The 23470-nt window shown below is 68.7% G+C and carries 24 protein-coding genes; 12 read left to right on the top strand and 12 right to left on the bottom strand.

All coding sequences use genetic code 11. The features are described 5' to 3' along the window. Positions 1 to 3 precede the first annotated feature (3 nt). The 6 genes from ACX80J_RS01055 to ACX80J_RS01030 all read left to right on the top strand — a co-directional run bounded on the left by ACX80J_RS01055 (position 4) and on the right by ACX80J_RS01030 (position 6259). Positions 4 to 1296 carry an ABC transporter substrate-binding protein gene (locus ACX80J_RS01055; RefSeq protein WP_459343772.1) on the top strand — a complete coding sequence of 431 codons (1293 nt, stop codon included), beginning with the start codon at positions 4 to 6 and terminating at the stop codon, positions 1294 to 1296. Between the two features lie 16 nt (positions 1297 to 1312). Next, on the top strand, positions 1313 to 2299 hold the full coding sequence (locus ACX80J_RS01050; RefSeq protein WP_459343771.1) for a carbohydrate ABC transporter permease: 987 nt from the start codon (positions 1313 to 1315) through the stop codon (positions 2297 to 2299). A gap of 5 nt (positions 2300 to 2304) precedes the next feature. Further along, the gene (locus ACX80J_RS01045; protein ID WP_459346934.1) at positions 2305 to 3216 is read left to right on the top strand and encodes a carbohydrate ABC transporter permease; all 912 of its coding nucleotides are present in this window, start codon (positions 2305 to 2307) and stop codon (positions 3214 to 3216) included. Continuing rightward, on the top strand, positions 3213 to 3842 hold the full coding sequence (locus ACX80J_RS01040) for a hypothetical protein (protein WP_459346528.1): 630 nt from the start codon (positions 3213 to 3215) through the stop codon (positions 3840 to 3842). The genes ACX80J_RS01045 and ACX80J_RS01040 overlap by 4 nt, the downstream gene beginning before the upstream one ends. Positions 3843 to 3907: 65 nt before the next feature. Continuing rightward, positions 3908 to 5884, top strand: coding sequence for a beta-galactosidase (locus ACX80J_RS01035; protein WP_459346527.1), 1977 nt, complete (start codon positions 3908 to 3910; stop codon positions 5882 to 5884). Positions 5885 to 6013: 129 nt separating this feature from the next. Then, complete coding sequence (locus ACX80J_RS01030; protein WP_459343768.1) at positions 6014 to 6259, top strand: hypothetical protein; 246 nt, start codon at positions 6014 to 6016, stop codon at positions 6257 to 6259. Positions 6260 to 6315: 56 nt separating this feature from the next. Here ACX80J_RS01030 and ACX80J_RS01025 read toward each other — a convergent pair whose 3' ends face one another. Continuing rightward, the gene (locus tag ACX80J_RS01025) at positions 6316 to 7455 is read right to left on the bottom strand and encodes a glutamate--cysteine ligase (protein ID WP_459343767.1); all 1140 of its coding nucleotides are present in this window, start codon (positions 7453 to 7455) and stop codon (positions 6316 to 6318) included. 145 nt (positions 7456 to 7600) lie between these two features. Here ACX80J_RS01025 and ACX80J_RS01020 point away from each other — a divergent pair, with 145 nt between their 5' ends. Next, a complete protein-coding gene (locus tag ACX80J_RS01020; protein ID WP_459343766.1) occupies positions 7601 to 8419 on the top strand; it encodes a shikimate 5-dehydrogenase in 819 nt (272 codons plus the stop codon). Positions 8420 to 8443: 24 nt separating this feature from the next. On the opposite strand, the gene ACX80J_RS01015 is transcribed toward ACX80J_RS01020, so the two are convergent. After that, on the bottom strand, positions 8444 to 10342 hold the full coding sequence (locus tag ACX80J_RS01015; protein ID WP_459346526.1) for an amylosucrase: 1899 nt from the start codon (positions 10340 to 10342) through the stop codon (positions 8444 to 8446). A 148-nt stretch (positions 10343 to 10490) separates the two neighbouring features. Between ACX80J_RS01015 and ACX80J_RS01010 the strand changes: the two genes are divergently transcribed. After that, positions 10491 to 11354: a S1 family peptidase gene (locus ACX80J_RS01010; RefSeq protein ID WP_459346525.1), complete on the top strand. Its 864-nt coding sequence runs from the start codon at positions 10491 to 10493 to the stop codon at positions 11352 to 11354. Between the two features lie 237 nt (positions 11355 to 11591). Here ACX80J_RS01010 and ACX80J_RS01005 read toward each other — a convergent pair whose 3' ends face one another. Further along, positions 11592 to 12362 carry a type 1 glutamine amidotransferase domain-containing protein gene (locus tag ACX80J_RS01005; RefSeq protein ID WP_459346524.1) on the bottom strand — a complete coding sequence of 257 codons (771 nt, stop codon included), beginning with the start codon at positions 12360 to 12362 and terminating at the stop codon, positions 11592 to 11594. Between the two features lie 75 nt (positions 12363 to 12437). Further along, a complete protein-coding gene (locus ACX80J_RS01000) occupies positions 12438 to 12884 on the bottom strand; it encodes a VOC family protein (protein ID WP_459343762.1) in 447 nt (148 codons plus the stop codon). A gap of 165 nt (positions 12885 to 13049) precedes the next feature. On the opposite strand from ACX80J_RS01000, the gene ACX80J_RS00995 reads away from it, so the two are divergent. After that, positions 13050 to 14504, top strand: a complete 1455-nt coding sequence (locus tag ACX80J_RS00995) for an APC family permease (RefSeq protein ID WP_459346523.1) — start codon at positions 13050 to 13052, stop codon at positions 14502 to 14504. Positions 14505 to 14529: 25 nt separating this feature from the next. Further along, a complete protein-coding gene (locus tag ACX80J_RS00990; RefSeq protein WP_459346522.1) occupies positions 14530 to 15366 on the top strand; it encodes a PhzF family phenazine biosynthesis protein in 837 nt (278 codons plus the stop codon). A 22-nt stretch (positions 15367 to 15388) separates the two neighbouring features. On the opposite strand, the gene ybaK is transcribed toward ACX80J_RS00990, so the two are convergent. After that, the gene (gene ybaK / locus ACX80J_RS00985; RefSeq protein WP_459346521.1) at positions 15389 to 15883 is read right to left on the bottom strand and encodes a Cys-tRNA(Pro) deacylase; all 495 of its coding nucleotides are present in this window, start codon (positions 15881 to 15883) and stop codon (positions 15389 to 15391) included. 17 nt (positions 15884 to 15900) lie between these two features. Further along, positions 15901 to 16266, bottom strand: coding sequence for a hypothetical protein (locus tag ACX80J_RS00980; protein WP_459346520.1), 366 nt, complete (start codon positions 16264 to 16266; stop codon positions 15901 to 15903). Positions 16267 to 16720: 454 nt separating this feature from the next. Between ACX80J_RS00980 and ACX80J_RS00975 the strand changes: the two genes are divergently transcribed. After that, the gene (locus ACX80J_RS00975; protein WP_459346519.1) at positions 16721 to 17014 is read left to right on the top strand and encodes a DUF503 domain-containing protein; all 294 of its coding nucleotides are present in this window, start codon (positions 16721 to 16723) and stop codon (positions 17012 to 17014) included. Positions 17015 to 17060: 46 nt separating this feature from the next. Here the strand turns inward: ACX80J_RS00975 and ACX80J_RS00970 are convergent, their stop codons facing one another. The 6 genes from ACX80J_RS00970 to ACX80J_RS00945 form a co-directional block, all read right to left on the bottom strand. Continuing rightward, a complete protein-coding gene (locus tag ACX80J_RS00970; RefSeq protein WP_459346518.1) occupies positions 17061 to 17762 on the bottom strand; it encodes an HAD family hydrolase in 702 nt (233 codons plus the stop codon). 115 nt (positions 17763 to 17877) lie between these two features. After that, the gene (locus ACX80J_RS00965; RefSeq protein WP_459346517.1) at positions 17878 to 19092 is read right to left on the bottom strand and encodes a THUMP-like domain-containing protein; all 1215 of its coding nucleotides are present in this window, start codon (positions 19090 to 19092) and stop codon (positions 17878 to 17880) included. 9 nt (positions 19093 to 19101) lie between these two features. Then, positions 19102 to 19860 (bottom strand): iron ABC transporter ATP-binding protein, encoded by a 759-nt coding sequence (locus ACX80J_RS00960; RefSeq protein ID WP_459343754.1) that lies wholly within the window; start codon positions 19858 to 19860, stop codon positions 19102 to 19104. Further along, positions 19857 to 20870 (bottom strand): iron chelate uptake ABC transporter family permease subunit, encoded by a 1014-nt coding sequence (locus ACX80J_RS00955; protein ID WP_459346516.1) that lies wholly within the window; start codon positions 20868 to 20870, stop codon positions 19857 to 19859. The genes ACX80J_RS00960 and ACX80J_RS00955 overlap by 4 nt, the downstream gene beginning before the upstream one ends. Then, positions 20860 to 21870, bottom strand: a complete 1011-nt coding sequence (locus ACX80J_RS00950) for an ABC transporter permease (RefSeq protein WP_459343752.1) — start codon at positions 21868 to 21870, stop codon at positions 20860 to 20862. Before ACX80J_RS00950 ends, ACX80J_RS00955 begins: the two co-directional genes overlap by 11 nt. Before the next feature lie 32 nt (positions 21871 to 21902). Beyond that, positions 21903 to 22847, bottom strand: coding sequence for a siderophore ABC transporter substrate-binding protein (locus ACX80J_RS00945; protein ID WP_459346515.1), 945 nt, complete (start codon positions 22845 to 22847; stop codon positions 21903 to 21905). A 325-nt stretch (positions 22848 to 23172) separates the two neighbouring features. On the opposite strand from ACX80J_RS00945, the gene groES reads away from it, so the two are divergent. Further along, the gene (groES, locus tag ACX80J_RS00940; RefSeq protein ID WP_055768411.1) at positions 23173 to 23469 is read left to right on the top strand and encodes a co-chaperone GroES; all 297 of its coding nucleotides are present in this window, start codon (positions 23173 to 23175) and stop codon (positions 23467 to 23469) included. Position 23470: the final 1 nt, after the last annotated feature.

Below are 23470 nucleotides of genomic sequence, written 5' to 3'. Positions count from 1 at the left end.
AAGATGTTCCGCACACTCTCACGGCGCACCCTGACAGGCGTTGCAGCCCTGGCCGTTACCGGCCTGGCCCTGACCGGTTGCGGCGGTGGCGGTGGCGAACCCGCAGCGCTGGACACCGAGGAAGAGATCACCCTCAACTACACGTTCTGGGGCAACGACGATCGCGCCGCCCGCTACGACAAGGCCATCGCGGCGTTCGAGGAGAAGTTCCCGAACATCACGATCAACGACACGTTCACCGACTACCCCTCGTACTGGGAGAAGCGCCAGACCGAGGCTGCGGGCGGCGGGCTGCCGGACGTCATGCAGTTCGACTACACCTACCTCCGCCAGTACGGCGACAACGGCCTGCTGCTGAACCTCGAGGACTACTTCGGCAACGGCATCACCACCGACGCCATCGACGAGAGCCTGCTGTCCACCGGCAAGCTCGAGGACGGCACGTTCGCCATCCCCACCGGCTACAGTGCGTGGTCCGTGTTCCAGAACCCGGCACTGCTCGCCGAAGCCGGTGTCGAGCCCTACGAGGGCGGCACGAGCTGGGACGACTACGACGCGTACATGGCATCCGTGACCGAGGCCACCGGCGGCAAGGTGTACGGAGGAACCGACACCACCCAGCGCATCCAGGACCTCGAGCTGAAGCTGCGCCAGGAGGGCCGCGAGCTGTTCACCGAGGACGGGAAGCTGAACTTCACGCAGGAGGAGCTCGCCGCGCACTGGACCGAGGGCCAGGAGAACCGCGACAAGGTCACGGTTCCGCAGAGCAAGCTCGAGGAGATCAACCCGGTCTCCGGCTTCGGTGGGAACCTGACCACCAGCGAGATGAGCTGGAGCAACTTCCTCGGTGGGTACCTGGGCGACTCCGGTGCCGAGGAGATCACCCTCGTCGCCCCGCCCACCGACAACCCGGATGAGAAGGACCTCTACCGCAAGGTCGGCCTGATGCAGGCCGCATCCTCCTCGACCGAGCACCCCGAGGCAGCGGCGGCCTTCGTCGACTTCCTCATCAACAGCCCTGAGGTCGGCGAGATCTTCGGTGCGACACTGGGCATCCCCGCCTCGGAGACGCAGCTCGAGGGTGCGAACCTCGAAGGACCGGACAAGGCCGTCAAGGACTACCTCGATTCCATCTCGGACCGTGTGGGCGATGCTCCGGCCGCACCCGTCGCCGGCTTCGGCGCCATCGAGCAGACCTTCTGGGACCTCGGCAAGTCCATCGGCCTGGGCGCCGTCACCCCGGAGGACGCCGCGAAGCAGTTCTTCGACGAAGCGTCCGTCACGCTCGGTAGCTAGGCAAAGGAGCTCCATCATGACAACGGACTCGGCGCACGCGCCGGCACCAGCCCGCACCGCCGAATCCGGCGCCCGTCCGGCGGCCCGCCGCCGGACGGGCGCGCCCCGGCCCCGCCGTTCCCGCAACCGCGACACCGTGGCGGGCTACGTCTTCCTCTCCCCGTGGCTGCTCGGCTTCATCGGCCTCACCCTCGGCCCCATGGTGGCGTCGCTCTACCTGGCGTTCACCGACTACAACCTCTTCACCGCTCCCGAGTGGACCGGGCTCGAGAACCTCACCCGCATGGCCGGGGACGAGAAGTTCTGGAGCTCGGTGAGAATCACCCTGATCTACGTCCTCGTCGGCACGCCCATCAAGCTCGCAGCCGCACTCGGCGTCGCGATGCTCCTGAACTACAAGGCACGCGGCACCGGCTTCTTCCGCTCGGCGTTCTACGCCCCCAGCCTCATCGGAGCGAGCGTCAGCATCGCCATCGTGTGGCGGGCGATGTTCTCCACCGACGGGCCCGTCGACGGCACGCTCAATCTCTTCGGCATCAACCTCGGAGGGTGGATCGGCAACCCGTCGCTCATCATGCCCATGATGATCCTCCTCGCCATCTGGCAGTTCGGCGCCCCCATGGTCATCTTCCTGGCCGGGCTCAAGGGGGTTCCCGCCGAACTGTACGAGGCGGCCTCGGTGGATGGCGCCCGCGCCTGGCGCAAGTTCCTCAGCGTGACCGTGCCGATGCTCTCGCCGGTGATCTTCTTCAACCTGCTGCTCGAGATGATCAACGCCTTCCAGGTGTTCGCCTCGGCGTACATCATCGGCTCAGGAACCGGTGGCCCCGGCGGGGCGACGAACTTCTACACGGTCTACCTCTACACACGGGCCTTCGCCAACAACCAGATGGGCTACGCGTCCGCCATGGCCTGGGTCCTGCTGCTCGCCGTCGGCGTCCTCGCCTTCATCCTGTTCCGCACCTCCAGGAGCTGGGTCCACTACGCAGGAGACTCCAAGTGACCACCATCGAATCGAACCCTGCCGTCCCGGTGCCCGTGGATCCCGACGGACCCGCGCCGTCGGCCCGCCGGCGTCGCCCGCTGCGACGCCACATCCCGACCATCCTCTGGATCATCGGCATCGTCGCCCTGACCGCGCTCGTGCTGTACCCGCTGCTGTGGATGGTCTCCGCCTCGCTGAAGCCGAACTCCGAGTTCGGCAGCAACCAGGGCTTCTTCCCCGAGAACCCGACCTTCGACAACTTCGTCAAGGTGATGCAGGGCATCGCCGGCATCCCGACCTGGAAGTTCTTCCTCAACTCCCTGCTGCTCGGTGTCGGAGCGGTCATCGGCACCGTCATCTCGTCGTCGATGGCCGCGTACGCCTTCTCGCGGATCAATTTCCGCGGCAGCAAGGTCCTGTTCGCCGCCATGATCGGCACCCTGCTCCTGCCGTTCCACGTGCTGATCATCCCGCAGTACATCATCTTCCGGAACCTGGGGCTGATCGACACCTTCTGGCCGCTGCTGGCCGGCAAGTTCCTCGCCACCGAAGCCTTCTTCGTGTTCCTCATGGTGCAGTTCATCCGCAACCTGCCGCGTGAGCTGGACGAGGCCGCCCGGATCGACGGCTGCGGCCACGGCCGGATCTTCTTCTCCATCACGCTGCCGCTGATCAAGCCCGCGCTCATCACGTCGTCGATCTTCGCGTTCATCTGGAGCTGGAACGACTTCCTCGGCCCGCTGCTGTACCTGAACTCGCCGGAGAAGTACCCGCTGCCGCTCGCCCTGCGCATCTTCAACGACCAGACGAGCACCTCGGACTACGGCGCGACGATCGCGATCTCCGTGCTCGCCCTCCTGCCCGTCATGCTGTTCTTCATCCTCTTCCAGCGCTTCCTCGTCGACGGCGTCGCGACCCAGGGCCTCAAGGGATGAGCCGGCGCCAGCGCGAGGCGGCTCGGGGGCGCGAAGCCGCCGCCGACGGCAGCAGCCTGCGCTGGCCCGGGGCGACCGCGAAGTTCGCCCTCTTCGGTGAGGTCCTGGAGGTGGGGGTGCTGTGCTGCATCGCCGGCCTCGGGATCGTCACGATCCCCGCGGCGTTCGCGGCCGGATCCGCCCACCTCCACCGCTTCCTGCGGGCCGAGGACTCTTCGCTCCGGCAGTTCGCCGCGGACTTCACCGCTGCGCTGAGGACCGGGTGGCTCGTGGGACTGGGTGTCGCCGTCGTGGTGTCCCTCCTCCTGCTGGACATCGTCGTCGCCGGTTCCCGGCTCCTGCCGGGCTGGCAGGCCGTCCTCGGGCTTGGCGTCGTCCTGCTCGCGTCCGTGCTGGTGGGCCTCGCCGGAACGACGGCGCGCTGGCACGCCGCGGGGTCGTGGCGGGCCGCCGGACTGGAGTGGGTCCGCGACGTCCGCCGTGATCCGGCGGGGGTCCTCTGGCTCGTCGCGGCGGTCGCCCTCGCGGCGATCGTCGCCTGGCAACTGCCGCCGCTCGTGGTCCCGGCCGTCGGGTGCCTGGTGTTCGCGGCACTCGCGACCTCGGTGCGCGAGCGCCACATCTGAAACGCCGTACCTGAGACGCCGTACCTGAGACCTTGTCCGACCAACCGACCACCCCTGGAGTCCGAGTGCACTACGGCGGCGACTACAACCCCGAGCAATGGCCCGAAGAGGTCTGGCCCGAGGACATAGCACGCATGCAGGAGGCCGGGGTCACGATGGTGAGCATCGGCATCTTCTCCTGGGCGCGCATCCAGCCGTCCGAGCACGTGTTCGACTTCGACTGGCTGGACCGCGTCATCGGCCTCCTGCACGACGGCGGGATCGCGGTGGACCTGGCGACCGCGACGGCGTCGCCCCCGCCCTGGGCGACCGTCGCCTATCCGGAGATGCTGGCCGCGGACGAGAACGGGACGCCCTACTGGCACGGCAGCCGCCAGCACTATGCGCCGTCCTCGCCCGCCTACCGCAGGCTCGCCACCGAACTCGTCACCAGGATCGCGGAGCGCTACGCAGGCCACCCCGCCGTCGTCCTCTGGCATGTGAACAACGAGTACGGCTGCCACCTGAACGTGGACTATTCGGATGCCGCCCGGGATGCCTTCCGCGGCTGGCTGGAGACGCGGTACGGTTCGGTCGCTGCGCTCAACGAGGCATGGGGCACCATGTTCTGGTCCCAGCGGTACGGATCCTTCGCCGAGGTCTTCCCGCCCCGCCACGCCCCCTACAGCCACAACCCGGGGCAGCTGCTCGACTACCGCCGGTTCACCTCCGACATGCTCCTCGAGTGCTACCGGATGGAGCGGGACATCATCCGCGCGGCCGGCGCCACGCAGCCGGTCACCACGAACTTCATGGGAGCGTTCAAGCCCGTGAACTACGCCCAGTGGACGCCGGAACTGGACGTCATCAGCGACGACCTCTACCCCGACCCCAATGATCCGGAGGGGTTCCGCGACGGCGCCTTCCACGGCGACCTGATGCGGTCCCTCAAGCCGGGGACGCCCTGGCTGCTCATGGAGCAGGCCTCCAACGCGGTCAACTGGCGCCCCTCCAACGCCCCGAAGGCGCCCGGGCAGCTCGCGGCGCAGAGCATGCAGGCCGTGGCGCGAGGAGCCGACGGCGTCCTGTTCTTCCAGTGGCGGCAGTCCCGGGCGGGGGCCGAGAAGTTCCACTCGGGGATGCTGCCGCACGCCGGCACGCAGACACGTACGTGGCGGGAGGTGGTGGCACTCGGCGGCGAACTGGGCCGCCTGCCGGACCTTCCGGCCGACGACGGCTCCGCCAGGGTCGCTCTCCTGCTCGACTGGGAGAACTGGTGGGCCATCGAGAACCCGGACCACCCCACCTCGCTCGACTACCTGTCCCTCGTCCGGGGCTGGTACGACGCCGCACACCGTCTCCACGTCCAGGTGGACATCCTGCCGCCCACCGCCGACCTCGCGCAGTACGACGTCGTCCTCGCCCCGCACCTCTACCTGCTGACGGGGGAGTCCGCCGGGAACCTCACGGCATTCGTGGAGCAGGGCGGGCACCTGCTCGTCACAGCCTTCAGCGACGTCGTGGACGGGAACGACCGCTTCCGGTCGGGCGGCTTCGGCACGCAGGTGCGGGACCTGCTGGGGATCGTCGTCGAGGATTTCGGTGCCCTCGTCGCGCCGGGCTCGGCGGGTCCCGGCCAGCAGCACGCGCGGGTGGCCGGCGACGGGTTCGGCTTCGCGGGGTCCTTCCTCGCCGAAGAGGCGCACGTGGTGGACGCCGAGGTCCTTGCGGCCTTCGACGGAGGCCGTCAGCACGGCGGGCCCGCCCTGACCTCGCGCCGCTCCGGGGCGGGCACCGCCTACTACCTCGCCACGGTGCCCGACGACGACGGCGCGCGGCAGGTGCTCGGGCACCTGTTCGCAGCGGCGAAGGTGCGGCCGGTCCTCGAGGGACTCCCACCGATGGTCGAAGCCATCCGGCGCGGGCCGCTGCTGGCCGTCATCAACCACGGTGCCGAGCCTGTCCGCGTCGACGTGCAGGGGCGGGACGTGCTCACGGAAGCCGCGGTCCGCGACCTCACGCTGGAGCCCTTCGGGTACGCGCTGATACGTCCGGACCGCTGAGCCCGGCTCCCTCCGGGACGCCCCGACGTCGGGGGTCCTGCGGTACACCGCGCGGACGGGACCCGCAACAGGCTGCGGCGGCCGGAGCCTCCGCTGCGGGGGAGGAGCGGCGGCGCCTACGCTCGGAGCATGGACCAGCCGACTGAAGAACACCACATGAAGGATCTCGGCAGCACGGAGGGGATCGATCCGACCGACGTCGGCCAGATCCAGGACGGGCCGCTGACCGCGGCGGACGAGGTGGACCTCATCGCCAACCAGGTCGTCCCGGCGGACAACCCCTCCCCGAAGACGCTCGCCGCGAACCTCGGCCTCGAGGACGCACCTGCCGACAATCCCACGACGGACGACCGCTTCACCGAAGGCTCACGCTGACCCGGTCGCGCTGATCGATCCGTCACCCCGGCCGCGTCACCCCGACCGCCCGGCGCCTAGTCGCGCAGCTGCTGCACCATGTCGAGCACGACGGCACGGAGGTCGCCGTCGTTCTCCTCCGCGACCCGCCGCTGGCGCTGGTACCCGGCTCCACGCTGCAGGATGCCCTCCACATCCGCGAGTTCGCTGCTGCAGCCGAGCTTCGCGGCGATCGGCTCGAGCCGGTCGAGCACCTCGACGAGGTGCTCGGTGACGAGCTTCTCGTTGCCCTCGGCGTCCAGGATGATGATGGCGTCGAGCCCGTAGCGAGCAGCCCTCCACTTGTTCTCCTGGATGTGCCATGGCTGCATGGTGGGGATGCTGCCTCCGGCGTCGAGGGTTTCCGAGAACTCGTGGACGAGGCACTGGGTCAGGGCCGCGACGGCGCCGACGTCCCGGAGGGTCGAGAGCCCGTCGCACACCCGCATCTCGACGGTGCCGAGGTTGCCGACGGGGCGGATGTCCCACCGGATCTCACTGACGGCGTCGATCACTCCCGTGGTGAACATGTCCTGGACGTAGGACTCGTAGCCGGCCCAGTCGTCGAAGTGGAACGGCAGGCCGGCCGTGGGCAGCTGCTGGAACATCAGCGCCCGCTGTGAGGCATAGCCCGTGTCCTCACCGCCCCAGAACGGCGACGACGCCGAGAGCGCCTGGAAGTGCGGGAAGTAATTGGTGAGGCCGTCCACCACGGGCAGGGCCTTGTCCCGGGAATCGAGTCCCACGTGCACGTGCACCCCGTAGATGACCATCTGGCGGCCCCACCACTGCGTGCGGTCGATGAGCTTCGCGTACCGCTCCTTGTCCGTGACCTGCTGGGCACGGGGAGCGCTGAAGGGGTGCGATCCGGCGCAGAAGAGCTCCACGCCCATCGGGTCGGTGACTTCGCGGACGGCGGCGAGCGAGCGCGAGAGGTCTTCCTTCGCTTCCTCGACGGTGGTGCACACCCCCGTCACGAGCTCGACGGTGTTGAGCAGGAGTTCCTGCTTGATGTGCGGGTGCTCGTCGTCGTCCTGCAGTTCCGGGTGGTTCGCACTGACGCCGCGCAGGACCTCGTTCGCCACGGAGGCGAGTTCGCCGTTGTAGCGGTCCACGAGGGCCAGCTCCCACTCGACGCCGAGCGTTGACTGGGCTGACTGCGCAAAGTCGATCTTCAAGGGCTTGCTCCTGGAACGGTGCGGGATGGGGGCGCCTCGGCATCGCGCCGTCGCGGAAGAGACTGGTCCCAATATTAGTGCCTGGCGGGCAGGTGCAGGACGGCTGTGGTGGCCCGGCGGACCGCGCGGCTGGAAGAATGGTCGGGTGCCCATCCTGAACAAAGACATGACCCTCTGCATCTCCCTGGCCGCGCGACCCAGCAACATCGGGACGCGCTTCCACAACTACCTCTATGAGGAGCTGGGGCTGAACTACATCTACAAGGCCTTCACCACCACGGACCTGCCGGCCGCCATCGCCGGTCTGCGCGGGCTGGGGATCCGGGGCTGCGCCGTCTCGATGCCGTTCAAGGAGGACGTCATCCCCCTCGTGGACGCCCTGGACCCGTCGGCGAAGGCCATCGACTCGGTCAACACGATCGTGAACGACGACGGCGTCCTCACCGCCTACAACACCGACTACCTCGCGGTGGAGCGGCTCCTGCGCGAGCACGCCGTACCGACGACGCACTCGGTCCTCGTGCAGGGATCCGGGGGCATGGCCAAGGCCGTCGTCGCAGCACTGCGCGACTCCGGCTTCACCCGGGTGACGGTCGTGGCCCGCAACGAGCGGACGGGCCGGGCGCTCGGCGAGCTCTACGGCTTCGACTGGCAGCGGGAGGTGGGGGAGTCGACGGCGGACCTGATCCTCAACGTCACCCCCCTCGGCATGGCAGGAGCGGACGCGGACGCCCTCGCGTTCCCGCAGTCCGCCATCGACGCCGCCCAGGTGGTGTTCGACGTCGTCGCCTCCCCGTCCGAGACACCGCTGATTCTCGCCGCCCGGGAGGCAGGCAAGCCGGTCATCACGGGCGCCGAGGTCGTCGCGCTGCAGGCGGAGGAGCAGTTCGTGCTCTACACCGGAGTCCGGCCCACACCGGAGCAGGTCCGGGCTGCCGGGGAGTTCTCGCGCCGGCAGCCGTAGGGCCCGGGCTGCCTTCGACGGGCCTCAGACCCTCAACCACCGCACGCCGTGCGGCTCGAGGGTCAGGCCCGTGCGCAGGTGCGCGGGCTCTCCGCTGAGAAGTTCGAGGGCGCTCTCCGGCAGGCCGGAGAGTGTCCCGGCGCTGATGTGCTGCGGAGTGTCGGCGAAGTTGGCGAGCACGACGACGGTGGACTCCTCGCCGTCGAGCAGGCCGGGGCGCTGGTAGCCGAGGACGTGGGCGTTGTGCGTGGTGAAGGGCAGCAGGCGTCCGCCGGCGAGCTCCGGCGTGCTCTTCCGGACGTCGATGAGGTGGCGCAGCCACGGGAAGACCGTCCCGGCGTCGGTCGTCGGGTCCGTCCGGGTCGCATAGCGCTCCGCGGGGTAGGTGGGCCGGCCGACCCACCGGCTGTCCTCGGCCTTGGCCGGATCGTCGAGGTACCCGTAGTCGTTGAGCTGGCCCACCTCGTCGCCGAGGTAGAGCAGCGGGATGCCGCCGGTGCTCAGGATGATCGAGTGGGCGAGCAGGATCCGGGCGACGGCGGCCCCGTCGCCCGCCTCCAGTCCGGCGAGGGACGCCGTGGTGCCCGAGATACGGCAGTCCCCGGTGCGGGGGTTGTCCTGGAAGGGCACGCCGCGGGCGAAGCTGTCGGGGAACCGATTGACGAAGAAGGCGTTGAGGAAGCGGCGGTGGTCGTGCCCGTTGATGCCGAGTTCGGCGGCGTCCTCGTCGGAAAACGTCCAGCCGATGTCGTCGTGGCTGCGCACGTAGTTGACCCAGGCGGTGCCGGCCGGGATGTCGTGCCGGCGTTCGAGGGCCTGGGCGAGCAGGGAGACCTCCCGCGTGGCGAGCGAATTCCAGATCAGCGCCATCTGCAGTGGGTTGTAGCTGAGCTGGCACTCGCCCGGGTCGATGTACTGCACCACTTCGTCGGGGTGCACGATCGCCTCGGACTTGAACAGCAGCGAGGGAGCTGCGAGCCGGCACACGGCGTTGAAGGCCTGCAGCAGGAGATGCGCTTCGGGGAGGCTCTCGCAGGTGGTCCCGAGCTGCTTCCAGATGAAGGCGACGGCGTCCATCCGCACCACGTCGACGCCCTGGTTCGCGAGGTAGAGCATCTCGCCGGCCATGGCCCGGAAGACGCGCGGGTTCCGGTAGTTGAGGTCCCACTGGAACGAGTGGAACGTCGCCCAGATCCAGCGTCCGTCCTCGAGCTGCACGAACGAGCCCGGGTGGTCGTCGGGGAAGATCTCCCGGACGGTCCGCTCGTAGGCGTCGGGCATGTCCCGGTCCGGGTAGATCCAGTAGAAGTCCCGATACTCGGGGTCACCGGCGACGGCCCTGCGCGCCCATTCGTGCTCGTTCGAGGTGTGGTTGAAGATGAAGTCGACCACGAGGGCGATGCCGTTGCCGCGCAGCTCCCGTGCGAGGTCCGCGAGCTCCTCCATGGTGCCGATTGCGGGGTCGACGTCGCGGTAGCTCGAGACGGCGTACCCGCCGTCGGAGTTCTCCTCCGGTGCCAGGAACAGGGGCATCAGGTGGAGGTAGGTCAGACCGAGGTCGCGGAAGTAGGGGATGCGCTCGCGCAGCCCTGCCAGGTTCCCCGCGTACAGGTCCACGTAGCAGACGCCGCCGAGCATCCGGTTCGAGGAGAACCAGTCGGGCGCCATCGCCCGGGATGCGTCGAGAGCCTTCAGGTCCTGCGGGCGCTCCTGCCAGGACGCCGCGGCATCGAGTACCAGCGGCAGCAGTTCGGCGTCCCCGTCGGGGCCGTAGATGCGGTGGAACAGCGACTGCAGCCGGGGGAACTCGGCGTCGAAGCGCGCCTCGAAGGACTCCCACTCGGCGTCCGGCGTCCCCGCCCGGCGAGCGGACCGGAGCTCCGCCCGAATGCGGGTTTCGGACAGGGCGTGCGCGGGACTCATCCGGCAAGCCTATTCCAGCCGCGCGGCGAACGTCGGCGCCGTTTTCCCGGAGGTTCAGGCGGAATGGTGGCCTTGGTGAAACGGAATGGTGGCCTTGGTGAAGTTGTGGCTGTACTCTCGACCCACCACACCCCCTGGAAAGGTCGCAATGATGAGACGTTTTCTCCGCAGTTCCGCCCTGCTGGCCACGACGGCAATCGCCCTCTCGGTCGCCGGAGTGGCCCCCGCCTCGGCCATCACGGGAGGCGAGCCGGATGGCGAGGATCACCCCAATGTCGGGCTGATCCTCTTCTACGACGAGAGCGGCGGACGGTTCCGCTGCTCCGCTACCCTGATCGAACCCACGGTCCTCCTCACCGCCGCGCACTGCACCGACGGCACGGTCGGGAGCACCCTGGTCACGTTCGACTCCGTCGTGGCCGAGGCGCCACCGTCGCCGTTCCCGACCGCCAAGGATCCCTCCGTCGGCTTCACGGACGCGGAGATCGCCGCCGCGGGCTATCTCTCGGGTACCGCCTCCACCCACCCCGCCTATTCGGACTTCACGGACGTCGCCAACTGGAACGATGTCGGCGTCATCGTCCTGGACGAGCCGGTCACGGGCATCGAGCCGGCGACCGTCGCTCCGCTCAACTACCTCGACCAGTTCAAGTCACCGAAACTCAACAGCACCATCTTCGAGGTCGTCGGATACGGTACGGAGGTCCGCAAGCCGGAGGCCGGACCGCAGAAGCCCCAGCCCATGTCCTACCCGCTCATCCGTCGCAACACCACGTCCCCGGGACAGAAGCTGACGCCGCAGATCCTGCAGCTCCAGGGGAACCCGAACGACACCAGGGGCGGCGGCGGAACCTGCTTCGGTGACTCGGGCGGCCCCGTCTTCCTGGACGGCTACCTCGTCGCCGTCACCAGCTATGGCTACACGTCGAACTGCCGGTACCTAGGCGGGTACCAGCGCGTGGACATCCCCGTCGTGCAGAACTGGCTCGATGACTACGTCACGCTGAACTAGGACACGCACAGCACAGGAGCCGGTTCCCCCGCGGAACCGGCTCCTGTTGCGTGTCAGGCCCTGGTCCGCGGCGGTTCTCGCAGCACCCGTGATTCCTGCCCCAGCATCCCTAGGCGTGGTCCCGGCGCCGTCGTGCATGGGTTTCCGGCGCCACCGTCCCTGATAACCGGCGTGTCGCAGCACGACACGCGACTCAGGCGCTGAAACCCGTGCACGACGGCGCGGCGGGACGCGGCGCTAGCTGTGCTCAGCGCCTGCCGCCGCAGCCTTCTCGGCGTCCTTCACGGCGCGCAGGGCCTCTGTCTCGTGCTGTACTTCGGCTTTTTCCTGATGGATGAGTTCCGCGAAGAGTTTTTCCATCTCCTTGGCCACGCCGGCGGCCGAAGCGGGGTTCTGGCCGGTCACCAGCCGTTCGTCGACCACCACCATCTCCTCGAAGACGGGGGCGGAGACGTGGGTAGCGCCCTGCTGCTCGAGCCGGTCCGCCAGGAAGAAGGGGATGACCTTGTCCTTGCCTGCGGCGACCTCCTCGTCGTTGGTGAAGGCGGCGACCCTGCGGCCCTCGACGAGGCGGAACCCGTTCGCCAACTCCACATTCACGAGGCCGGCGGGTCCGTGGCAGACGGCGCCCACGAGGCCACCGGCGTTGTACACCCCGGCCACCAGGTTCTGCAGGCCCTCGCTGTCCGGGAAGTCCCACATGGTGCCGTGGCCACCCACGAGGTAGACGGCGTCGTACTGGTCGGGATCGACGACGTCGACGCGGGCAGTGTTGTAGAGCCCGGCGCGCGTGGTCTCGTCCTCCGTGAAAGCGACCTGGACAGGATCTTTCGAGTCCACCTCGTCCTGCGGGGGCTGCCCACCCTGGATGGACGCAAAGTCCACGAAGTGCCCGGAGTCCTTGAAGACTTTCCATGGGTGTGCCGCCTCGGCAACGTTGTAGCCGGTCTTCTCTCCGGTATCGCCGATCTCGGAAACGCTAGTCAGTATCATGAGGATTTTCTTCATGACGTGCTCCTTTCGTCCACCGTCCACCCTACGCCGGGACTCCGGGACGGGCCGCGGCCACCCGTCCGTGCGGGATCAGACCGCCTGCTGTTCCCCGTACTTGGCCTGGACCGCTTCCCAGTCGCCGGTCTGTGCGATGGGATCCATCCACAGGATCTCCCAGCTGTGACCGTCCGGGTCGGCGAAGGAGCGGGAGCGCATGAAACCGAGGTCCTGCGCCTTTCCCTCGATCGCGCCGGCGGCCACGGCCCGGTCGACGAGGGAATCGATCTGGGCGGGTTCCTCCACGCTGATGGCGTTGATGACGGCGGAGGTCGCCGTGGCATCGGCCACCGGCTTGTCCGTGAACTGCGCCCAATGGCTGTGGGTCAGGATCATCACGTAGATCGTGTCGCTGATGACGATGGCACCGGCGTCGTCGTTCGAGAAGTTCGGGTTGAGGGTCCAGCCGAAGCTGGTGTAGAAGTCCTTGGACCTGGCGAGGTCGCTGACGGGAAGGTTGATGAAGACGCTGGTAGCCATGGCGGTACTCCTGTTCTGGAATGGCCTCGGTGGGCCCTTGGTACTTCTTGGACGGATGCTAGGGCCGAAAATCATCGGTGGGAAGGGGCCGCTCTCCGGCGCACCCCTTGCTAAGGAGGCTGATCGGTACCAGAGTGAGGTGGAAAACCCGAGGGAAGGCCGAGCATGAGTACTTCTGCCGAGCACGTGTCCGACGCAACCACGGCACAGAGGGAGCCGGAGCTGAAACGGGTCCTCGGGCCGAAACTGCTCCTCCTGTTCATCGTCGGCGACATCCTCGGAGCGGGCGTCTACGCCGTCACGGGAACCATGGCGGGTACTGTCGGGGGTCTGGTCTGGCTACCCTTCCTGCTCGCCTTCATCGTGGCGACGCTGACCGCCTTCTCCTACCTGGAGCTCGTCACGCAGTACCCGCAGGCCGCCGGTGCCGCTCTCTATACCCACAAGGCGTTCGGCATCCACTTCGTCACCTTCCTGGTGGCGTTCGCCGTCGTCTGCTCGGGGATCACCAGCGCCTCCACCTCCGCGAACGTGCTGGCGCAGAACTTCTTCGGCGGCCTCGAGGTCAACGGCTGGATGAGCATGCCCGGGCAGGGCGTGATCACCGCCGTCGCCCTGGGCTTCATGCTGCTGCTGGCCGTCATCAACCTGCGCGGTGTGGGTGAGAGCGTCAAGTTCAACGTGGTGCTGACGCTCGTCGAGATGACGGCGCTGTGCATCGTGATCGGCGTCGGCTTCCTCGCCATGGCGCAGGGCACCGGCAACGTGGGCGAGATCTTCGTGTTCACCGACTACCAGGACAAGGGCATGTTCCTCGCGGTGACCGCTGCGACCTCGATCGCCTTCTTCGCGATGGTGGGCTTCGAGGACTCGGTGAACATGGTCGAGGAGGTCCAGAACCCCGAGCGGATCTTCCCCCGCACCATGCTGACCGGGCTCGGGATCGCCGTCATCCTCTACATGCTGGTCGCGGTCTCCGTGGTCACGGTGCTGAGCCCCACCGAGTTGGAAGGCATCCGGGAGGCCGAGGGCGCGGCCCTGCTCGAGGTCGTGCACAAGGGATCGCCCGACTTCCCGATCGACAAGATCTTCCCGTTCCTCGCCGTCTTCGCCGTCGCCAACACCGCCCTGATCAACATGCTGATGGCCAGCCGCCTGATCTACGGCATGGCGCGTCAGGACGTCCTGCCGCGCCCGCTCGCCAAGGTGCTGCCGGGCCGCCGTACTCCCTGGGCCGGTATCGCCTTCTCGACCATCCTCGCCCTGGGCCTGATCCTGTACGTGACCAGCGACCCGGACAGCAATATCGTCGCCAACCTCTCCGGCACCACGGCTTTCCTGCTACTGTGCGTCTTCACCGTGGTCAACGTGGCCTGCTTGGTGCTGCGGCGCAAGAGGGACGTCAACCGCAAGGTGTTCTTCACGTCCCCTGGCCCGCTTCCCCTCGTGGCGGCACTCCTGTGCGCGTTCCTCGCCGGCCCGTGGGTGGGGCGCGACGTCGTCCAGTACCAGATCGCCGGCAGCCTCATGGCGATCGGCGTCGTCCTCTGGCTCGTCACGTGGCTCATCAACCGGAAGACCAACACCCGCGCCGGCGATCCCACGGCAGTCGAGAGCTGAGTCCACCGGGCGCTAGCATCGCTTCATGGAGATCCTCCGCTACGCGGCCTTCACCGATCGCCCCGACGGCGGCAATCCCGCCGGCGTGGTGCTCGACGCCGACGACCTCTCGGCCGGTCAGATGCAGGCGATCGCGGCCGAGCTCGGCTACGCGGAGAGCGCCTTCGTCTCGCGTCGCTCGCCGGGCAGGGCGACGGTCCGCTACTTCGCCCCCGAGGCCGAGATCCCGTTCTGCGGCCATGCGACGATCGCGACCGGGGTCGCGCTCGCCGACCGCGAGGGCGCCGGGGACATTCTCCTGTCGACGCCGGTGGGCCCGCTCGACCTGAGCACCACGCGGGTGGGCGATCGCTTCGTCGCCTCCCTCGTGACGGTCGAGCCGCGCGTGGAGGGGATCGACGCCGACATCCTGGACGAGCTCCTGCAGCACCTCCGCCTCACCGTGGAGGAACTGTCGGCCGACCTGCCCGTTCAGCTGTCCTTCGCCGGCAACACCCACCCGATCGTTCCGGTCCGCGACGCAGCCGTCCTGCGACGCCTCGACTACGACTACGACGGCCTCAAGGCGCTCATGATGGCGCAGGGCTGGGGTGCGACGGTCGCCGTCGTTCACCGGCTCGGCCCGGACGTCTTCGAGGCCCGGAACCCGTTCCCGCCCGGGGGCGTCCGGGAGGATCCTGCGACGGGTTCAGCCGCCGCCTCACTCGGCGCCTACCTCCGCGCGCGGGGGGATCTCACGCCCCCTGCCACGCTCACCGTGCACCAGGGCTCCGACGTCGGGCGCCCGTCCGTCATCACGGTCGACATCCCGCCGACCGGCGGCCTGACGGTGTCGGGCGGGGCCGTCCCGATCGGCGCGTAGCGGGCTTGGTCCGGCCGGTCGGTCAGGGCCCGGCGATGGGGGCTGTGAGCGCCTGCGCGGCGACGATGAGATCTGCAGGTGACAGTTCGATGTCCAGCCCCCGCTGGCCTCCGGACACGAAGACCGTGGGATGGTCGAGGGCGGACGCGTCGATCACCACGGGGGACGGATGCCGCTGTCCGAGAGGGGAGATCCCGCCCAGGACGTAGCCGGTCCGGCGCTGGGCGAGAGCCGGGTCGGCCATCGCCGCCTTCCGCCTGCCAAGCGCGGAGGCGAGGGCCTTGAGATCGAGCGAGCCGCTGACCGGGACGACGGCAGCCACGAGGGAGCCGTCGACGCTCGTCATCAGCGTCTTGAAGACCCGATCCGGGTCGACGCCCAGCGCAGCGGCGGCTTCCAGCCCGTAGGAGGATGCGCCGTCGTCGTGCTGGTAGGGGCGGGCGCTGAAGGCGATGCCGGCCGCCGAGAGGACGGCCAGGGCAGGGGTGCTGCGGGAACCGGTCGGCTTCCTGCCCACGGCACCTCCTTCCGGTTCTACGACGCTGTGACGACTTCCCGCACCGCGGCCAGGTCCCAGAGCTCGGGCTGACCCCAGACCCCGGAGAAGTCGCAGGCCACGATGAAGTCGGCCATGACCGGCCCCGTCAGGATGAGCCCCTCGACGTAATCTACGCCGTCCCGCTGGATCGGCTCCACCCCCCGGGCATACAGGGCCTCGAGGACAGCGGCGGTGTCCGGGGAGTCGTCCGTGGATTCGCCCGAGGAACCCTCCGTGGAGTCCGCGGCGCGGAGGGAGCTCCAGTACAGGTAGAGTCCCTCGACCTCGTCGATGGATACGAGCGAGCCGTCGGCGGTGACGGTGATGCAGTCGTGCAGGAAATCGTCGATGTGCTGCGTCATGGTGGTCCTTTGCAGTGTCGAGCAGTGGAGAAAAGAAGTGCTGAAAGCGAAGCTGGGTCCGGAGATGTGCCGGGGAGGAAGCGCCGACAGCGGATTGCCGGCGCGCAGCGGATCAGGGCGCGGAGGTACCGGCAGGGAGAGGTGAAGTCGTCAGGGCACGGCCGGGGCCGGCGCTGGAACTGGAGGCCGCACGGCGCGGGGAACCGCCTGCGGATGGCTGTGGAAGAAGGGCTTCCTGGTCGTTCATGCTGCACGCCCCTATCGGGGATGGTGCTCTGCTATTGGGTACCCGGTGCGATCACCAGGGCAACGAAGAGAAGAACCGAAATCAGCCGCCTTCTTCTAGACAACTCCCCCCACCCTACGCTTCTTTCCTCCGGATGGCGTGGAGAGGCTTCGCTACAGTACACACACAAGAGTCGGCTCGGGGTGCTCGACGACAAGGAGGACCACCATGTGGATCGGATTCATCGAGTTCGATGTCCTGCTCGGTGACGTGCACTCGCTGAAGGGAAAGCGGTCGGTGGTGCGCCCGCTCGTGTCGGACCTCCGCCGGAAGTTCGAGCTGTCCGTCGCAGAGATCGGGCACCAGGACCTGCACCGCCGGGCCGTCGTGGGGGCGGGGGTGGTCGGAGGCGACCGGCAGCATGTGGTGGACGTGCTGGACCGGGTGGAGCGATACGTCGCAGCGAGGCCCGAGGTCGAGCTTCTGAGCGCCCGACGACGCCTCCTCAGCAGCGAGGACTAGCAAGCGAGGATGCGCAGCAGGGGGGCGGTGGCCCGGCTCAGGCTCCTCAGGACGTCGCCAGGTGGTGCAGCGCCCCGTCGTCGAACGCGTCGAGCAGCGCCCGGATGTCCTTGTAGACCTCCACGGCTCCTGCCTCGCGCAGTTCCGCCTCGCTCGTGCCGCCCGAGGCCAGGCCGATCGTGGGGATCTTCAGTTCCGACGCCGCGAGGACGTCCCACACGGAGTCGCCGACGAATACGGCGTTCGCTGCCTCGAGTCCGCCGGCCTCCAGCGCCGCCGCCAGGATGTCCGGGGAGGGCTTGCTGTTCTCCGCATCCGAGGAGCTCGTCGCCGCGCTGATCGCCTCGTCCGCGTCGATGATCTCGCGGAGCACGCCCAGTTCCTGCTGCGAGGCGGAGGACGCGAGGACCACCGTGAGGCCGCTGTCCGCGCATCGGCGCACCAGTTCCCCTGCTCCCTCGAAGGCTCGCAGGGCCGGCCAGTAGGTGGAGAAGACGGCGCCATGCGTGGAGTCGAGCTCCTCGTCCTGCCCGGTGTCCCGGTCGTCGCCGAGGAGGTGCGCCACCAGCTTGTCGCCGCCCATCCCGATGGCCCGGTGGATCTCCGCCAGCGGGACGTCGTGCCCGAAGCGGCGGAATGCCTGCCACCAGGCGATGGTGTGCTGGTAGTTGGAGTCCACGAGGGTGCCATCCACGTCGAACAGCACACCGTGCCGTGCTTCCGATGATCCCGCTGTACCGTTCGCCATGCGCTGCCTCCCGCTCGTCCCGGATTCCCGTCCTCCCGAGTCTAGGAAGCCAGGCGCGCGGGTGGCAGCCGAGACGACCCGGTTGCGGCCGCGCGGAATGTGTGGCCCGGTGCCGCTAGGGGGCTGGAACGGGCTCGACGACGAGAGCCACGCGCTCGTCCCCGATGCGCGTCAGCACCAGGGTCGCCTTGTTCCGTCCCTTGCCGGAGCCGGTCAGCAACTGCTTGCGCACGTCCTCCGGGGTGGCCGAGATGCCGCGCTTCTTGATGTCGAGGACGCCGATGCCCTCGGAGCGGACCCAGGTCCTGAGTGCCTTGACGTTGTAGGGCCGTACCGCGAGCACCCGGTACGCCCGGGCGAAGGGGGTGTCCGTGAACGTGGGCGCGCAGATGTAGGCGATCATCGGGTCCAGCAGGTGCCCGCCCAGGTCCGCGGCGAGGTCCGCGACGAGTTCGGCGCGGATGACGGCGCCGTCCGGCTCGTACAGGTAGCCGCCGGGCTCGCCGACGGGAGCGGTCGGGCCGCTGCCGAACTCCGCGTCCGACACCATCTCCGCGGCCCCCCTCGGGCCGAGGACGAGGGCGGCGCGGCGGACGCCCTCGCGGCGGAGCGCATTGAACCACAGCGCCACCTCGGTGACGTCGCCGTCCACGGAGACCCACTGTGCCTCGCAGCCCGACGGGATGGACTCGTGCGGCATGCCCGGGCCCATCTTCACGCCCACCGGCTTCCCGCTGTCGGCGAGTTCCTGGACGAAGGACAGCGGGGGCGAGAACGCCTCGGGGTCGAAGAGGCGGGAGGTGCCCGACGACGTCGTCGTCCTGCGCGCCGGGTCGAGCCAGACGCCGTCGTACTCGGCAGTGTCCACGGCCGAGGCGTCGGCGTTGACCACGCGGGCGTTGGGGAAAGGCAGCAGGTTCATGGTCGCGGCGGCGGCGGTCGTCTCGTCGAGTTCGACGGCGGTGACCTGGCGGTCGAGGGTGGCCAGGGCCATGCTGTCGGCGCCGAGGCCGCACCCGAGGTCGGCCACCGTGACCAGCCCGGCGTCGACGAAGCGCTGCGCGTGGCGGGCGGCGACGGACAGGCGCGTGGCCTGCTCGAGTCCTGCCGATGTGAAGACCATGTGCTCGGCGAAGGGCCCGAACTTGGCGGCTGCCTTCGCCCGCAGGCGCGACTGGGTGAGGGCGGCGGCGACGGCGTCGGGGGAGTGGCCCGCCTTCCGCAGCCGCTCGGTGAGCCGCAGGCTGTCGGCTTCGGCGTAGGGGCCGAGGGAGTTCACCAGCTCCCAGCCTTCGGGGGTCAGGATGTCCGCGATGTTGTCCGAAGCCATGCAGCCAGCCTAGGCGAAGTAGACGCCGATCCTGTTGCCCCGGATGTGCTCCACCTGGATGTCCACGTCGTACACGTCGTGCAGCACCTGCGGCGTCATGATCTCCTCGGGCGTCCCCTGGTGGATGATCGCGCCGTCGCGCATCGCGACGATCGTGTCGGAGTAGCAGGACGCGAAGTTGATGTCGTGGATGACGAGCACCACGGTCTTGCCGAGGTCGTCCACGAGCCGGCGGAGCAGGCGCATCATGTCCACGGAGTGCTTCATGTCCAGGTTGTTCAGCGGCTCGTCGAGCAGGATGTAGTCCGTGTCCTGTGCGAGCACCATGGCGATGAACGCCCGCTGGCGCTGCCCGCCCGAGAGCTCGTCGACGAAGCGGTCCGCGAGGTCGGCGAGGTCGAGATAGTCGAGGGCCCGCTCGATGTGTTCCCGGTCCACCACGGTGGGCCGGCCGTTGTTGTGCGGGAACCGGCCGAACCCCACGAGGTCCCGCACCGAGAGGCGGACGGTGAGCTGGTTCTCCTGGCGCAGGATGGACAGCGTCCTCGCGAGCGCGGGTCCCGGCGTCGTGCTGACGTCCAGCCCGTCCACCTCCACGGTCCCGGCGTCCAGCGGGAGCAGCCGGCTCATCAGGGACAGCAGGGTGGACTTCCCGGCTCCGTTGGGTCCGATGATCGAGGTGACGCCGCCGCGGGGGAGGGTGCAGCTGACGTCGTCGACCACCGTCGCGGTGCCGTAGCGCTTGGTGGCGGAGGTCAGGGTGATCACCGGATGCGACCTTTCAGGAGGAGGGCGAGGAAGACGAGGCCGCCCGTGAACTCGATGACGATGCTGAGCGCCGTGTCGAACTCGAAGACCTGCTCGAGGACGAGCTGGCCGCCGACGAGGGCGATCACGCCGAGCAGGACGGCGAGGGGGAGTACGACGGCGTGCCGGAAGGAGCTGCACAGCTGGTAGGCGAGCGCCGAGACCAGCAGGCCGAAGAAGGTGGCCGGACCCACCAGGGCGGTGGAGACGGCGACGAGCACCGAGCAGATGACGAGGACCACCGTCACGGTGCGCCGGTAGTCGACGCCGAGGCCGACGGCGGTGTCCCGGCCGAGCGCGAGGACATCGAGGCGGTGCCGAAGGCGCCACGCCGGAATGCACAGCCCTCCGACGGCGATCGCGGAGAGGAGCAGCAGGGTCGGGTCGACGCGGTTGAAGCTGGCGAAGAACAGGTCCTGCAGGATGATGTACTCGCTCGGGTCCATCAGGCGCTGGAGCAGTGTCGAGGCGCCCCGGAAGAAGACGCCGAAGACGATGCCGACGAGCAGCAGGAGGTGCAGGCTGCGCCCGCCGCCCGTGAACAGCCACCGGTAGAGCAGCCAGGAGAACGCGACCATCAGCGTGACCTCGACGGCGAAGCGGATCGGTGCGCCGAGCGTCAGGAGCGCCGAGGCGCCGAGGGCGAAGGCCAGCGCGGTCTGGATGAGGATGTAGAGCGCGTCCAGGCCCATGATGGACGGCGTCAGGATCCGGTTGCCGGTCACGGTCTGGAACAGGACGGTGGAGACCCCGACCGCGACGGCGACGAGCACCATCGCCCCGACGCGGTTGAGCCGGCGCGGAAGCACGTACGCGATGTCGCCCTCGAGTCCGACGAGCAGGAACGCCGCGATGAGCGCGACCGCCGTGGCCCCGAGCACCCCAAGCCAGAAGGCGGGCGGGAGCGACCGGATCGGTGTCCGGCCGGATTGCACGACGGCGCTGGGAAGGGCGTTCGTCCTAGCGCGCACCGGCGTTCCTCCGAACGAGCAGGGCGATGAACAGCGCACTGCCGACCACCGAGACGATCACGCCCACCGGCACCTCGTAGGGAAAGCGGATCACGCGGCCGAGGATGTCGCAGGTCAGGACGAAGCCCGCGCCGAACACGGCGATCCAGGGGACCGCCCGGCGCACGTTGTCGCCGATCAGCAGGGAGACGAGATTGGGGACGATCAGCCCGAGGAACGGGATGGAGCCGACCACCACGACGACGACGGCGCTGATGAGGCTGACCAGCACCAGGCCGAGGTTCATGGTGCGCCGGTAGTCCAGTCCCAGGTTGGTGGTGAACTCCTCGCCCATGCCCGCCACGGTGAAGCGGTCGGCGCACACGTAGCCCACGACGGCGAGGGCGGCGACGATCCACAGGAGCTCGTAGCGGCCGCGGATGAGTCCGGAGAAGTCCCCGATCATCCACGTGTTGAGCGTCTGCAGCAGGTCGAAGCGGTAGGCGAAGAACGTGGTCACCGCCGAGATGACGCCGCCGAGCATGATGCCGACGAGGGGCACGATCAGGGTGTTCCGCAGGGGTATCCGCCGCAGCACGGACAGGAACAGCGCGGTCCCGGCCAGCGCGAAGACCGCGGCGATGCCCATCTTGGCCACGATCGGGGCGCCGGGCAGGAGCAGTGTCGCCACGAGGATCCCGGCGGTCGCGGCCTCCACGGTTCCGACGGTCGAGGGCTCGACGAACCGGTTGCGGGCCATGAGCTGCAGGATGAAGCCCGCGATGCTGAGCGCGACGCCCGCGAGCACGACGGCGAGGGTGCGGGGGACCCGGCTCACGAGGAAGGTCTGCCAGACACCGGTGTCGCCCGCGAGCAGGTCGGCGGGGGAGACGTCGGAGACTCCGGTGAAGAGGCTGATGAGGGCAAGCAGCAGCACGGCTCCACCGGCCGGCCAGAGGGCCGGCGATCGGGAACCGCGCTGCTGTGCCGGCCGCTGGGGCCGGAGGGAGAGTGCTGCCATGGGGGCGCCCGCCGCAGGTGCGGCGCAGCGGATCAGGCCGCGACGGCCTCGTTGACGGCCGACACCATGGCGTCGAGGTTGTTCAGGCCGTAGCCGATGAGGTACCAGCTGGCGGAGTCGAGGTAGGTGACGGCGTCGTTCTTCGCGGCGTCCGTCCCGTTGACGAGTTCGTTGTCCAGGACGGCGGAGGCGGCGGCTCCGGCCTCGCCGACGGCGGCGTCACGGTCGATGACGAAGAGGTGGGCGGGGTTGATCTCGGCGATGTACTCGAAGGAGACGGCCTCGCCGTGCGTGCCCTCGGTCTTCACCTCGGCGGCAGGTTCGACGCCGAGGACATCGTGGATGAGGCCGAAGCGGGACCCGGCGCCGTACGCCGTGACCTCGCCTGCGCTGGTCATGAGGATCAGGCCGTTCCCGGCGGACGCCGCGGCCTCCTTCGTCTCGCTGATCCGGGTGTCGAGGGCCGCCAGGCGCTCCGCCACCTCGTCCTCGGCGCCGAAGATCCGGCCGAGGGACTCGGTGTGCGCGGTGAAGCTCGCGATCGGCTCGGAGGCATCGACGGTCAGGTCGATGGTCGGCGCGATCTCCGAGAGTTCGTCGTAGGAATCGGCGACGCGGCTCGAGATGATGATCAGGTCCGGGTCGGCCGCGGCGATCGCCTCGAAGTCGGGTTCCTTCATGGACCCGATGTTGGTGATGTCGCCGCCCTCGTAGGCCGACAGCTGGGCGGGCAGGGTTCCCTGCGGGACGCCGTCGACGTCGACGCCCAGGGCGTCCAGGGTGTCGAGTGCGCCGAGGTCGAAGGTGAAGACGTTCTCGGGGTTCACCGGCACCTCCGTGGTGCCCTGCGCGTGGTCGATCGCGACGATCGACGTCGTCGCAGGCGCATCCGCTGCTTCGGAGGAACCACCGCAGGCGGTCAGGGCCAGGGTGGCCGCAGCGGCTGCGGAAAGGACGGCGAAGCGCAGGTGTGCCATGGGGTGAACTCCGGGAAGGGAAGGGCCGGCAGGCCGGGGATCGGAAGTAAGGAATGCCTTACCTTCTCGAATCTAGAGCGTGGCTCGGGAATTACGCAAACGAAGCATCACCTATTGCCTGTGGCGTCGGTCACAGGACGGGGCGGGAAGCGCGGCAGCTGGCACTCGCCTTGACCGAGTGCTAGCCGTTGCATACAGTCGGAGTTGGCACTCACTCCATGTGGGTGCTAATCCCGAGGGAAGCGTTCGCCGGCACCGCGACGACGGTTCACGCCCAGCCCGAGGGCCTTCATTCCATTGGTAACGAACGCAAAGGAGAGCCCGAGTGTCGGTCTCTATTAAGCCCCTTGAGGATCGCATTGTTGTCCGTCCCCTCGAAGCCGAGCAGACCACTGCTTCCGGCCTCGTCATCCCGGACACGGCCAAGGAGAAGCCCCAGGAGGGTGAAGTCGTAGCAGTCGGACCGGGTCGCGTCGACGACAACGGCAACCGCGTCCCCGTCGACGTCGCCGAGGGCGACATCGTCATCTACTCGAAGTACGGCGGAACCGAAGTCAAGCACGGTGGCCAGGAGTACCTGGTGCTCTCCGCCCGCGACGTCCTCGCAGTCGTCGTCAAGTAGT

The organism is Arthrobacter rhamnosi (assembly GCF_054510975.1).
This window is presented reverse-complemented; position numbering and strand designations above follow the sequence as displayed.